Raw genomic sequence first — 12,434 nt, 5'->3', positions numbered from 1 at the left:
GTTATCTGCCAAACCCGGCCGGACCGGCGGCTTCATGATAGGCAATGATGCGGCGGTAAAGCGGACCGTCCCACTCCTGCGGCAAGGGCTTGCGACCTGTCATCCAGGCGTACAGATCCTGGTCATGCGCTGTCAGCAAGTGCTCGAGTTCGAGGAGTTCTTCTTCCGTAAGGCTGTCGATCTTGGCATCCGCAAATCCACCCAACAGCAGATCCATTTCCTTCATGCCCCGATGCCAGCACCGAAACAGTATTTTCTTGCGCCGGGAATCCCGTTCGCCACCATTGGTATCGACGTGTGCGCCGGACATTTCGGACATGAGAGACAGACCTATGAGAAGCTGACCGGCCTTGAGGCAAAGGCAGAATTGTTTTCGCCGATATCGGCCGGACAAGTGATTTCGTGTCGGTTATATAGCGCCAGAGAACGAGCTTGTCAGCGCCCAGTTCACAGAATGTTCTATTTGTTGCGCAGCGCTCCGCCTTCGTGGCAGAACAGGGGTTCCTGATACCGAACGTCCTGCCGTCTCTCGAAGGTTTACACGCCGAACATGCGCCCGCCAGTCCTCGATCCCCTGTTTGCCCCGGTTTCGACTTTGCCTGGAATCGGACCAAAGATCGAAAAGCTGGTATCCGGCCTCGTCGGCAGCCAGCCAGACCGCGACGCAACAGTTGCGGATCTGCTCTTTCATATTCCTCATAGCCTTATCGACCGGCGGCACCGCCCGGGCATCGCCTATTCGGAAAATGGCGATATCGTCACGCTGGATGTCACCATCGGCCGGCACATGGCGCCTCCCCGGCATTCGAAAGCACCTTACCGGATCAACGCCTACGACGAGACAGGCCAGATCACCTTTGTATTCTTTCACCCGCGCCATGACTGGCTGGAGAAAACTTTTCCCGAAGGCGAACGAAGGATCGTGTCAGGCAAGGTCGAATGGTTCAATGAACGCCCTCAGATGGTGCACCCGGACTATTCGCTGAAACCTGAGGAAGCGGAAGAAATGCCGGCGATCGAACCGGTCTATCCGCTAACCGCCGGTTTGAGCTCCAAAACCCTGCAAAAGGCCGTGCGGGCAGCTGTCGACCGTGTGCCTCACCTCCCGGAATGGCTGAATGACGCCCATCTTCACCAGACTGGCTGGCCGGACTTCGCAGATGCCTTGAAGACACTGCATGCACCGCATGAACGCAACGACATCGACCCCGCCTCCCCCTTCATGCAGCGGCTCGCCTATGACGAGCTGCTCGCCAGCCAGTTGGCTCTTGCCATGGTGCGGGCACACATGCGTACGCTTGGCGGTATTTCGCGAAGCCCCAAAGGGGAACTGCAAAAAGCGGTGATAGCGTCACTGCCGTTTCAATTGACCGGCAGTCAGGCAAAAGCGATCGAGGAAATCAATGAAGACCTCGCCAAACCAGTACGCATGTTGCGACTTCTGCAAGGCGATGTCGGCGCCGGCAAGACCGTTGTTGCGCTCGCCGCCCTGGCACAGGTGATAGAAACCGGTGCGCAAGGGGCCCTGATGGCGCCGACGGAAATTCTCGCCCGCCAGCACTACGCGTCGATGTTGCCGCTGTGCGAGAAAGCAGGCATTCGCCTTGCCCTTATGACCGGAAAGGACAGCCAGAAGGAACGTCGCCTTCGACAGGAGCAGTTGGACGCAGGCGAGATCGACCTCGTGGTCGGCACCCACGCCCTTTTCCAGGGAACCGTGACCTTTCGCAATCTGGCCATGGTCGTCGTAGACGAGCAGCATCGCTTCGGTGTGCATCAACGGCTCGCCCTCTCGGCCAAGGGCAACGGCGTCGATGTTCTGGTCATGACCGCCACCCCTATTCCGAGAACGCTTGTGCTGACCGGCTTTGGCGACATGGACGTGTCGCGCCTGACGGACAAGCCCGCGGGCCGCAAGCCCATCACAACCGTGTCAGTGTCCCTGGACCGCCTGGACGAGATCATTGGCCGGGTTGGTGCAGCGGTCGCCGACGGACAGAAGGTTTATTGGGTATGTCCACTGGTGGAAGAATCCGAGAAGATTGACCTGGCTGCCGTCGAGGAGCGTCATCGGGTTCTAGAACATGCTCTTCGGCAACGCGTCTCACTGGTCCACGGCCGCATGAATGCCGACGAAAAGGATGCCGCCATGGCAGACTTCAAGTCCGGCGCAACCAAGGTGCTGGTGGCAACAACCGTTATTGAAGTCGGCGTCGATGTGCCCGATGCCACCATAATCGTGATCGAACACGCCGAACGCTTTGGCCTTGCGCAGTTGCACCAGCTGCGAGGCCGTGTCGGACGCGGTGACAAGCCGTCGTCCTGCGTCCTTCTTTACAAGGGACCGCTTGGAGAAACGGCCGGCGCGCGCCTCAACATCATGCGCCAGACCAACGATGGTTTCCTGATAGCGGAAGAGGATCTGAAGCTGCGTGGCGGAGGCGAAATTCTCGGCACCCGGCAATCCGGCACGCCAGGTTTTCGTATCGCACGCGCCGACGAACACGCCGATCTGATGGAAGTCGCACGCGACGACGCGAGACTTATCCTTGAACTGGATCCGGATCTGAAAACCAAACGCGGCGAAGCTCTGCGGTGTCTTTTGTATCTGTTCGGCCGCGATGCCGCGATCAGGCTCCTCAGGGCCGGCTGACACCGTAGGGCAAAGCGGACAATGGATTACACGGCTTAACGCACTCAGGCGTCTTCGGAGCTTCTCACCCGTTCCAGCTGCGCCGGATCGACAATATCGTCTGCCAGAATTTCCGGATATTTCGGATTGACCAGACCTGCCGAGATCACGAGCTTTGCGGCATCTTCGACACTCATGTCCAGTTCAATCACATCTTCCTTGGGAACAAACAGCAGAAAGCCCGATGTCGGGTTCGGCGTGGTCGGCAGGAACACGGAAAGTGTATCGGCCTTGTCCTTGAGCCGGCGCTCCACTTCGCCCTTGGTGTCGGTGGAGATGAACACAATCGCCCATAGACCTCTGCGTGGATATTCGATCAGCGCCGCTGTGGTAAAGCTGCTTCCACGCTGATCAAGCACTGTCTCAAAAATCTGCTTCAAGCCACTGTAAATGTTACGAACGAGCGGCATGCGACCGACGATTTTTTCGCCAACCGAGATAAGACTGCGTCCAAGGAAGTTTGCTGCAAGAAAGCCGACGACCGTGAGGACGAACACTGCAACAATGAGCCCGAAACCGGGTATCGGAAACGGCAGGTAGGTGTCCGGATTGTAGATCTTGGGTACAAACGGCTTGACCCAGCCATCCACCCATTTGATGAAGGTCCAGGTCAACCACAGGGTAATGCCGATCGGGCCGGCGATGACCAGCCCTGTCAGGAAGTAGTTGCGAAGACGTGTTGCCGCACCCGGCCGATGGCCTATCTTGTGCGCGTCTTCTGCTTTATGTTTGTGTCGGCTCATGGGTTAAACCCGAAACTTCCCTGTGTGTGCTCGTCTTTTCAACTGACCCGAACTTAGATAAGCATCTTTATCGCAGTGCGGTATCCTTCGCTTGATTTATTTTTCAGCGATGTATTCAAATTATGCCGGATTTGGAGGCAGTGTTGCGGCGGACCACGTTCAAACTTCTGGGAACTGGATGTGTCGGCCTCGGGATTGTCGGTGCGTTCCTTCCCATTCTGCCGAGCACGATCTTCTTCATCCTTGCCGCTGCCTGTTTTGCCAGATCCTCTCCCGCACTTGAGGCGCGCATCCTCAACCACCCTATCTTCGGTCCGCCAGTGATTGCCTGGCGCGAACATGGCGCGATCCCGCCGAAGGCAAAAATCTTCGCCATTTCCGGAATGACTTTCGGATATTGCGTCTTCTATCTTTCAACCCATCCGAACCTGTGGCTTGCCATAGGTGTCGGACTGTTCATGATCGGCTGCGCAGCCTACGTCCTGTCTCGTCCATCGGGCCCGGGCAACACCCCTCCCGACGGTTGCAAGGATCCGTCATAGGTCGACGGGCTCAATGTCTGGAATAAGCCGTTTCCCAAGGGAAACAGCGCTTTCCTCCGCATATCCGAGTTGTTCGTAAAACCGCAGAACCTTGTCGTTGTCCTGACGTACCATAAGGTTGATTTTCGGACAGCCCTGCGCAATCAAGAATGCCTCGCAGCGGCTCATCAGCATTTTCCCAAGGCCCACCGTCTGGCATTCGGGATCGACTGAAAGATAGTTGATCGACCCGCGGTGGCCGTCGTACCCGGCCATGACGGACCCGATAAGCCTGTCTCCACGCAGAAGCACGAAGAAGGCACCGTTTTCGTCGGTCTTCTTGCGGTCGATGTCCTTGTTCGGATCATTCCAGGGTCGCGTCAGTCCACATTTCTCCCAGAGAGCAATAACGTCAGCCCTGTACCGCTCCTCGAAGGGCAGAACCCGATCTTGCGTGCTTTTGCCGTCCATGGGTTATTCAACCGTAACGGATTTGGCCAGGTTCCTCGGCTGATCGACATCGGTGCCCATGAAGACTGCCGTGTGGTAGGCAATGAGCTGAACAGGCAACGCGTAGATGATCGGCGCAACGATATCCGACATGTCCGGTAGAATGACGGTATTTTCGGCCGCATTGCCGCACTCCGACGCTCCGCGTTCATCAGTGATGAGCACGATCCGTCCGCCGCGCGCGGCCACTTCCTGCATGTTGGAAACGGTTTTCTCGTAAATCGCATCAAAGGGCGCGATCACGAAAACCGGCATGTTTTCATCGATGAGGGCTATTGGACCGTGCTTGAGTTCCCCGGCAGCGTAGCCTTCTGCGTGGATGTAGGAGAGCTCCTTGAGCTTCAGCGCGCCTTCCAGTGCAAGCGGGAAATTGGTTGCCCGGCCGAGGTAAAGGGCATTGCTTGCCTTGGAGAGCGGATGCGCCAGTTTCTCGATATCGCTTTCACGGGCCAGGGCCTTGAGAGCGAGGCTCGGCACTTCGATCAATTCCGCGACAAGCGCCTGCTCCCGCTCCGGCGTCAGCACGCCGCGTTCCCGTCCGGCCTGCAGGGCAAGACCTGCGAGCACCGCAAGCTGACACGTGAAGGCCTTTGTCGAGGCGACGCCGATTTCAGGTCCGGCAATGGTCTGGAACACCCGGTCGGCTTCCCGGGCGATCGTGCTTTCCGGCACATTGACGATCGCGCCGATCGTGGCACCATTCGTTTTGCAGTACCGCAGTGAGGCGAGCGTGTCTGCAGTTTCACCAGACTGGGAAATCACCAGTGCCGTGTCCTTTTCGCTCACCGGTGTTTCGCGATAGCGGAACTCGCTGGCGATATCAATCTCCACGGGAAGACGGGCGTATTTCTCGAACCAGTATTTGGACACCAGACCGGCAAGATACGCTGTTCCGCAGGCCGTGATGATCAGGCGCGACAGGTCCTTGAACTTGAGTTGGTCAGCCCCTTCCACACGGGCCCGCTTGGTCGTGTAATCGAAATAGCGTGACAACGTGTGGCCCAGCACTTCCGGCTGCTCGTGGATTTCCTTGGCCATGAAGTGCTTGTAGTTGCCCTTGTCCATAAGACTGGAGGTGACAGACGACCTTGCTTCCGGGCGCGTGACAGGCTGGTTTGCCTGATCAAAAATCTCAACACCTGCCCTTGTGATGACGGCCCAGTCGCCCTCATCAAGATAGGTAATCCGGTCGGTAAACGGTGACAGGGCGATGGCATCGGACCCGAAGAACATTTCCCCGTCTCCATGCCCAACAGCAAGCGGCGATCCCTTGCGGGCACCGATAAGAAGATCTTCCTCACCGGAAAACAGCATCGCCAATGCAAAAGCACCCTTCAGCCGCGGCAGAACCTGTGCAACAGCATCGCGAGGAGAAAGTCCCTTGGCCATCGCCAGATTGACCAGGTGGGCGACAACTTCTGTGTCGGTTTGGGTATCCAGCACGGCGCCGGCAGCGACGATTTCCTCTCGCAGTTCCAGATAGTTTTCGATGATACCATTATGCACGACGGCAACCGAGCCGGCCTGGTGCGGGTGGGCATTGGCAACAGTCGGCGCACCGTGTGTTGCCCACCGTGTGTGACCTATCCCGGAGATGCCTGTCAGGGGCGACTTTTCGAGGACGGCTTCCAGATTGCGCAGCTTGCCTTCCGCCCTGCGGCGCACGATAGCACCATCCACCAATGTGGCCACGCCGGCAGAATCATAGCCCCGGTATTCCAGCCGTTTCAGCGAATCCACGATCCGCGGCGCCGCATCAACCGTTCCCAACACGCCAACAATGCCACACATGCAAAAAGCCCTTTAAAAATGGATCCAACGGACCGCACTGCTTTAGACGACAGCGCCTGCCAATCAGAAATCAATCCCTGTTTCATTAAATGACAAGGGTCGAGAATTGTAGGAAAGTCAGGATTTGGTTTCCTTGGCAGCCTTCAGCCGCTCCCGCAACTGTTTTGCCTTGCCTTCCTTGACGATCTGCCGAGCACGGCCAAATGCCATCGAATCCTGGTCCACATCATCGGTGATCACGCTTCCGGCAGCGACAAAAGTCCCGCTGCCAAGGTTGACCGGTGCCACCAGCGTGGAATTGGAACCGACAAAACTGCCCGCTCCAATCTCGGTCCGGTGTTTCAGGTAGCCGTCGTAATTGCAGGTAATGGTGCCAGCACCAATGTTCGATTTAGAACCGACACTGGCGTCGCCGATGTAGCTGAGATGATTGGCCTTGGCACCGTCTTCGAAGGTCGTGTTTTTGACTTCGACAAAGTTGCCGACACGGGTGTCGGCCCCCAGAACCGCGCCGAGCCGCAGACGGGCATAGGGACCAACAGCGCTGTTCCTGCCAACGGATGCCCCCTCAAGGTGACTGAAGGCGCGGATCCTTGCTCCGCTTGCGACCTTTACCCCCGGGGCGAAGACAACATTCTGCTCTACGACAACATCCGGTTCCAGAACGGTATCATGCGAGAAATACACCGTGTGCGGCGCAAGCAATGTGCAACCGTTTTCCAAAGCGATATTTCGCATACGAACCTGGAAATCCTCTTCACAGGCAGCCAGCTGAGCACGCGTATTGATGCCTTGCGTTTCGACTTCCGAGCCGGAAACCGCAACAACCTTCAAACCCCTGCTGTTGGCTATTTCGACCGCGTCCGTCAGGTAAAATTCGCTTTTGGCATTGGCGTTGCCAATCGCATCCAACAAAGAGAGTGCATGCTGCCCCGAAAACCCCATGATGCCGGAATTGCAGAACGTGATCCTCCGTTCTTCGTCCGAGGCGTCCTTTTCTTCCCGAATGGCAACCAGTTGCCCGTTATCGGTCAGCAACCGGCCATAGCCGAATGGTTGTAGGGTTTCGAACCCAAGCACGGCCAAATCTGCGCCATCCGACAAGGCCCGTCGAACTTTGCCAATCGTGTCTGCCGTCACCAGTGGAGTGTCGCCGAACAGGATCAGGACATCGTCCGAAGGCGAAGCCAGTGCAGAACGGGCGGCAAGCGCTGCGTGAGCCGTACCCAGCCTCTCGTGCTGGACATGACAATGCGCTTCCGGCGCTAGGTTCTGAACCAGCTTTTCAAGCTCGGGCATATCTGGTCCGGTTACGACGGAAATTCGGTCAGATCCAGCCTGTTTCAGGGCCTTTACCACATGCCCGACCAACGGCAGTCCGCCAATCTCATGCATCACCTTTGGCAGGTCGGATTTCATCCGGGTGCCGAGTCCGGCGGCCAGAACAATCGAAAGGCAAGAACGGGAGGTCATCAAAGGTCCACTGTCTATTTTTCGGGCATCACCCACACAAGTCGGCCTCTATATGCCCCGATCCACAGAACATTGAAAGATCTGACTTCCCGAGTGCTTCGGTTTGCTTTTCATTAACCATAATGCACACCTGATGAGGTATCTTCTTTGAGATTCGGTTTCAGGCTCGGAAAGCAGGACTTTTGGCAAAACGGAAGGCACAAAAATCTGTTCGGGACGTTGTCCGGGATACGTTCACGCCTTCGCGTGTCGGCCTGCTTTCCTGGGCATTTGCGGCCGTTTGCATGGGAACTGTCGGCCTTGCTTCCTATCAGTTCAGCAACGCCCACGGGCAATTCACACCGAAGTTCGATTTCCCGACGGGACTAGCCCTTCCCCCGGTCGGAAGCGTGGGGTCAACGGCCTCCATCACGTCATCTTCCGGCAGAGGGGTGCCGGTAGAAGTCATGCAGTTGCCGGAAGAAAGCGATCACGCCCCCCTTCCCGGTCTGGACCAGAGCCAGATCTCTGTGCTGCAGAAAGAAATCGTCGGGTTGCGTCGACGCCTTAGCGCACTTGCCGAACAAAATCTTGCATATTCGCGCCGCATCGCAGCACTGGAGAAGGAAGCCGCTTTTTCCAGGCTCTCTGAAGCGGAGAATACTGACAGAGACAGCGGCCAACCAGTGGAACCAAGCCCGGGCATCGTCCGCACTGAAATGACGGAAAAAGCGGAGAAACCACTTCCCGTCCCCGTAGCGTCGCCTAAAGCAAAACTCGTTGTTTCAAAGCCGAACCAGACGACTTCTGCGGCACCAGATCAGGCGGACACCAAGAATAAGGTTTCAACGCCTGCCCTTGACGTCCCCAAGGCGCCCCCCCGGATGGTCAGCATCGATTCCGGAACCGCTCCAGTCGACGCACCTAACCGAAGTTTCAATTCTGCCGAACCGGTCCGGATTGTCGACCTGCCAAGGGTAGATCTGCCCGCACCAGGTGGCGAACCCCAAGCGACAGGTTCAATCCCCTTGGCCGTTGAAGACAATACGCCTTCTACACCGCCCTTGCCGGAGCCGTTCGACGCAACACCTACCCAGACGACAAGTCGACCTGCGGTTATCACGCCTTCCAGTCCCGCCGGACGGCTTCGCGGTGGCGGTGACAGCAAACTGAAGCGAAGCGATTTCGGGGCGATTATCGGTCACTACAGCTCAACTGCAGCAGCAGCAAAAGCCTGGGCCGATTTCAAGAATCAAAATGCGGAACGCATGCGTGACCTTCGCCCGCTCCTGATGGAACGAAATACGCCTCAAGGCGGTATAGCCCTGATGGTCGGCCCGTTTGCCAATGCGGCGGACGCTGCCGTTGCGTGTCTTCACCTTTTGGATGTGACCGAGCTCTGTCACCCGGCCCTGTTCGCGGGCGATCCGCTCGTGACTGCTGCGGAATTTCGCGACACGGCGTTTTAAGGCAACCTGAACTAGGTAGATTTCAGTCGGTTGATGAAATGCGCCAAGACGAAGAACCTTGGCGCTGCGTTTACCCGATGGTCTGAAGCGCGGGGAACGTTTCCAGGAGCCAATAGGACAGGACCGCCATCTGCCCGGTCAGAAACATGACCCCGGTCAATACGAGAACGCCTCCCATGGTCTTTTCGACGACACCCATGTGCTTGCGGAACCGCCGCATGAACTTGAGAAACGGCGAAGCGAAAAGCGCTGCAATCAGGAACGGGATGCCGAGGCCGAGTGCATAGGCGCTCAAGAGCAAGGCTCCCTGCCCCACCGTTTCTTTTCCGCCGGCGACAAACAGAATGGCAGCCAGAATTGGGCCGACACATGGTGTCCAGCCAAAGCCGAAGGCAAGACCGATGACATAGGCGCCAAGTGGACCTGCAGGCTTTTTCTCCACGTGAACACGTGCTTCCTTGTAAAGCAGGCCTATGCGGAACACGCCAAGGAAATGCAGCCCCATGACGATGATCGCGGCGCCGGCGATATAGCTCAGGTAATCGAGATAGGCGCGAATGAACTGGCCAAGAAAACTGGCAGTCGCCCCCAGCAAAACGAACACGGTTGAAAAACCAAGCACAAAGAACAGCGCGCTCAGAAACACCCGGCGCGATGCGGCCGTGCTGTCTTCTGCTTCACCTGATAATTGCTCCAGCGAAACGCCCGCAAGGAACCCCAGGTAAGGAGGCACCAACGGCAGGACGCAAGGCGAGACAAAGGATAGGACACCGGCAAGCGCGGCGCCTATGATGGTGACTTCCTGGATCATTCGACATTCCGGTTGTTCAGGCAGCCCACCGGCAATCCGGCGAGCCTCGGAGCGACCTTATTAGCCGCTTCCCTGCTTTGACCAAAGACACAAGGTGCTCACCATTTGGAGAGCTGTGAACACCGGTCAGTTTGCCTTTGCCGGTGCGGTTGCGGGCACTAGGCCTTTTTCCTGGAAATAGGTCAATGCGCCAGGATGTAGCGGCGCCGGCATCCTGTAGGCAACCAGGTCATTTTCTGTCAGGCGACCAAGTGCAGGATGCAGACGCTTGAAGCTGTCGAAATTTTCGAAAACCGCTTCGACGAGTGTTGTCACGATCGGTTCCGGCATGCGCGCAGACGTTACGAAGGTCGCGACAACGCCGAAGGAGTCCACTGGCTGCGAAAGACCGTAAAGGCCCGCAGGGATGTCGGCCGGCATGTAGTAGGGAACTTCTTTCAAAAGCTCATCAACTGCCTCGCCATCGATACCAATCAGGCGAATATCGCAACGAGCCAGAGTTTCCTCGATCAACGCAGCCGGATGACCAATCAATTCGAAATAGGCATCAATTCTGCCTGAACAAAGCGCTTCAGACAGTTCCGATGTCTTGAGCTCTTCAAGATCTTCCTGATCGCTCTGCGTCCAGCCAAGGCCGCTGATCAGAGCGTTCCAGGAAGCTGCAGACCCCGACCCCTTGCTGCCGATATTTATCTTTGCCTCTTTCAAATCGTCGAAGACCCGATAGGAAGATTCTTCTCGAACGACGATCGTTGCGACTTCGGCATGAAGTGAAAAGATGGAGCGAAGTTCGTCGAACGGCCCGGCCTTTTCAAAGGCAGAGCTCCCGAGAAAAGCGTGGTGCTGCCAGTCGGACTGCACATAACCAAAATCGATTTCACCGGAACGAATCTTTTCGATATTGGCAATCGACCCCAGCGTGGTTTCGACTGAGCAACGAACGCCGTGGTCGGCGCGTGTCATGTTGACGATCTTGCAAGTCGCCCCGCCGGACGGATAATAGACGCCGGTAACGCCGCCAGTGCCTATCGTGATGAAATGCTGTTCATCCGCACGCGCGCCAGCGATTGCACCGCTCAACACCAGCAATCCCGCTCCCAGAAGGGCGGTACGACGGCTGCATGCGGTAATGGAACCGGTCAACTGGCGCGTAAAGGACTGCGCTGCAACGAGGGTCTCCAGAGACTTTGCCAAATGTTCCGCCCTTCTGCCGCCGACAAATATGGCGGTATCCTTCAACAACTCGGCTACACACCGACCGCAACAACCCAGCATCAGGCGCTGCAGTGCGACTCTTGCACATCTGGCTGCCGAGGCACCCGCAAGATTACGCAATGTCGAAGGGATAGCAGAGGCGACGCGTCAACACCAGTTCGGGACGATCGGTTCAAACACAAGTTACCGAGCCCATGACCGGACCGATAGCGCAAACACTTTGAAAAAATTTCTGATCAGAACAAATTTCGATTGAACAAATGCTACGGACGAGAATATGCCACGGTCCCCAACCCCTGGACCGGCCATACTCCAGACAACGTCAGTTGTTTCGCCCTCCCCGGATCACCTCAAAGAGCTTCCCCTTTAGCTCTTCTTCGGCATCACCGTCGCGAAGGCCCTGCCGCCACTGGTCAAGGATGAGACGCAAGCCGAGCGTTTCCCGGCTATGCGGAAGGTCTCCGATAAACGACGCGAAAAACAGGTCGAGCCGTTCCCGGTCGATCAAGCCCTGGTCGATCAATCCGTGAATCAGCGTCATCGTCGCCGCGATGTGCCCCTTCACGAAATCGAACTCGACGGAGCTCGTGTGGGTGTCGATTGTCGTTGTGTGCATGTAACCTCTCATGTGCCTGATAACGTTACCTCACATAGCTTTATTGCGCTACCTGACAGTTTTCGCAGGAGAATGATCGTTATTTTCTTAGAAGCGAAAATTAGCAACTAGAGTTAAAAAGAGTAAAATCAACTGTACTTGATATTACTATCAATCGCAGAGCCGTTGTTGCTAATAACATGTGCGAGAATTCACCATTTCCCAATTTTGGTTGTGTGTTTTCAACAGTGACCACTGAACAACGCTGTTTTTTCCTACCCTGTTGAAAAAATCGATTTTGCCTCTTGCATTGTCCTCAAGGTCGGCCTAAACACACGCCACCAACGCGGTGGCGCTGCAACAACGCACTGAACCGCTTCGGAAATTGGTGAGAGCCGATAGCTCAGCTGGTAGAGCAACTGACTTTTAATCAGTAGGTCCAGGGTTCGAACCCCTGTCGGCTCACCAATATTTCCAAAAGCTTACCCTTAAAAATTTTAAGCTTGTAGTATCTGCCGCTTGCTCGCCGCACGGTGGACGAGATCTGTGTTTTCACTATCCAAGTTCGCAATCCCGGGACCTGAGAACTTGCTGGCATTTGACCTAAAAGCAAAGCCGGACAACCCATCTGGATC

11 protein-coding genes and 1 tRNA gene are annotated in these 12,434 nt (G+C 56.5%); 4 read left to right on the top strand and 8 right to left on the bottom strand.

The window, feature by feature from the left end; all coding sequences use genetic code 11:
• Window position 1: 1 nt before the first annotated feature.
• The gene (locus FIV05_RS20020) at window positions 2-319 is read right to left on the bottom strand and encodes a succinate dehydrogenase assembly factor 2 (RefSeq protein WP_077292816.1); all 318 of its coding nucleotides are present in this window, start codon (window positions 317-319) and stop codon (window positions 2-4) included.
• A gap of 231 nt (window positions 320-550) precedes the next feature.
• Between FIV05_RS20020 and recG the strand changes: the two genes are divergently transcribed.
• Window positions 551-2,653, top strand: a complete 2,103-nt coding sequence (gene recG / locus FIV05_RS20015) for an ATP-dependent DNA helicase RecG (protein ID WP_152510728.1) — start codon at window positions 551-553, stop codon at window positions 2,651-2,653.
• A 44-nt stretch (window positions 2,654-2,697) separates the two neighbouring features.
• Here the strand turns inward: recG and FIV05_RS20010 are convergent, their stop codons facing one another.
• Entirely contained in the window at window positions 2,698-3,435 is a 738-nt protein-coding gene (locus tag FIV05_RS20010) for a DUF502 domain-containing protein (protein ID WP_055654395.1), read from the bottom strand.
• Between the two features lie 122 nt (window positions 3,436-3,557).
• Here FIV05_RS20010 and FIV05_RS20005 point away from each other — a divergent pair, with 122 nt between their 5' ends.
• Window positions 3,558-3,977 (top strand): YbaN family protein, encoded by a 420-nt coding sequence (locus tag FIV05_RS20005; protein WP_152510727.1) that lies wholly within the window; start codon window positions 3,558-3,560, stop codon window positions 3,975-3,977.
• Here the strand turns inward: FIV05_RS20005 and FIV05_RS20000 are convergent.
• From FIV05_RS20000 to glmU, 3 genes are all read right to left on the bottom strand, one after another.
• The gene (locus tag FIV05_RS20000; RefSeq protein WP_152510726.1) at window positions 3,972-4,427 is read right to left on the bottom strand and encodes a GNAT family acetyltransferase; all 456 of its coding nucleotides are present in this window, start codon (window positions 4,425-4,427) and stop codon (window positions 3,972-3,974) included. The genes FIV05_RS20005 and FIV05_RS20000 overlap by 6 nt on opposite strands.
• Before the next feature lie 3 nt (window positions 4,428-4,430).
• Window positions 4,431-6,257, bottom strand: a complete 1,827-nt coding sequence (gene glmS, locus FIV05_RS19995) for a glutamine--fructose-6-phosphate transaminase (isomerizing) (RefSeq protein ID WP_152510725.1) — start codon at window positions 6,255-6,257, stop codon at window positions 4,431-4,433.
• A 117-nt stretch (window positions 6,258-6,374) separates the two neighbouring features.
• Window positions 6,375-7,730, bottom strand: a complete 1,356-nt coding sequence (gene glmU, locus FIV05_RS19990) for a bifunctional UDP-N-acetylglucosamine diphosphorylase/glucosamine-1-phosphate N-acetyltransferase GlmU (protein WP_152510724.1) — start codon at window positions 7,728-7,730, stop codon at window positions 6,375-6,377.
• A 509-nt stretch (window positions 7,731-8,239) separates the two neighbouring features.
• Between glmU and FIV05_RS19985 the strand changes: the two genes are divergently transcribed.
• Window positions 8,240-9,178 (top strand): hypothetical protein, encoded by a 939-nt coding sequence (locus tag FIV05_RS19985; RefSeq protein ID WP_152510723.1) that lies wholly within the window; start codon window positions 8,240-8,242, stop codon window positions 9,176-9,178.
• Window positions 9,179-9,248: 70 nt separating this feature from the next.
• Here FIV05_RS19985 and FIV05_RS19980 read toward each other — a convergent pair whose 3' ends face one another.
• From FIV05_RS19980 to FIV05_RS19970, 3 genes are all read right to left on the bottom strand, one after another.
• Window positions 9,249-9,989 carry a cytochrome c biogenesis protein CcdA gene (locus FIV05_RS19980; protein ID WP_022998556.1) on the bottom strand — a complete coding sequence of 247 codons (741 nt, stop codon included), beginning with the start codon at window positions 9,987-9,989 and terminating at the stop codon, window positions 9,249-9,251.
• 126 nt (window positions 9,990-10,115) lie between these two features.
• Window positions 10,116-11,183: a TAXI family TRAP transporter solute-binding subunit gene (locus FIV05_RS19975; protein ID WP_286202210.1), complete on the bottom strand. Its 1,068-nt coding sequence runs from the start codon at window positions 11,181-11,183 to the stop codon at window positions 10,116-10,118.
• Between the two features lie 343 nt (window positions 11,184-11,526).
• Entirely contained in the window at window positions 11,527-11,820 is a 294-nt protein-coding gene (locus FIV05_RS19970) for a hypothetical protein (RefSeq protein ID WP_031268452.1), read from the bottom strand.
• Window positions 11,821-12,191: 371 nt separating this feature from the next.
• Here FIV05_RS19970 and FIV05_RS19965 point away from each other — a divergent pair.
• Window positions 12,192-12,267 (top strand) — tRNA-Lys (locus tag FIV05_RS19965).
• Window positions 12,268-12,434: the final 167 nt, after the last annotated feature.

Source organism: Labrenzia sp. THAF191a (genome assembly GCF_009363335.1).
GTDB lineage: Bacteria > Pseudomonadota > Alphaproteobacteria > Rhizobiales > Stappiaceae > Roseibium > Roseibium algicola.
This window is presented reverse-complemented; position numbering and strand designations above follow the sequence as displayed.

Excerpts from the sequence above, each read along its gene's own strand:
- glmS (WP_152510725.1), bottom strand. The coding sequence starts at position 6,257 with ATGTGTGGCATTGTTGGCGTGTTGGGAACGGTTGATGCGGCGCCGCGG.
- FIV05_RS19970 (WP_031268452.1), bottom strand. The coding sequence starts at position 11,820 with ATGCACACAACGACAATCGACACCCACACGAGCTCCGTCGAGTTCGAT.
- FIV05_RS20010 (WP_055654395.1), bottom strand. The coding sequence starts at position 3,435 with ATGAGCCGACACAAACATAAAGCAGAAGACGCGCACAAGATAGGCCAT.
- glmU (WP_152510724.1), bottom strand. The coding sequence starts at position 7,730 with ATGACCTCCCGTTCTTGCCTTTCGATTGTTCTGGCCGCCGGACTCGGC.
- recG (WP_152510728.1), top strand. The coding sequence starts at position 551 with ATGCGCCCGCCAGTCCTCGATCCCCTGTTTGCCCCGGTTTCGACTTTG.
- FIV05_RS20005 (WP_152510727.1), top strand. The coding sequence starts at position 3,558 with ATGCCGGATTTGGAGGCAGTGTTGCGGCGGACCACGTTCAAACTTCTG.
- FIV05_RS20000 (WP_152510726.1), bottom strand. The coding sequence starts at position 4,427 with ATGGACGGCAAAAGCACGCAAGATCGGGTTCTGCCCTTCGAGGAGCGG.
- FIV05_RS19980 (WP_022998556.1), bottom strand. The coding sequence starts at position 9,989 with ATGATCCAGGAAGTCACCATCATAGGCGCCGCGCTTGCCGGTGTCCTA.
- FIV05_RS20020 (WP_077292816.1), bottom strand. The coding sequence starts at position 319 with ATGTCCGAAATGTCCGGCGCACACGTCGATACCAATGGTGGCGAACGG.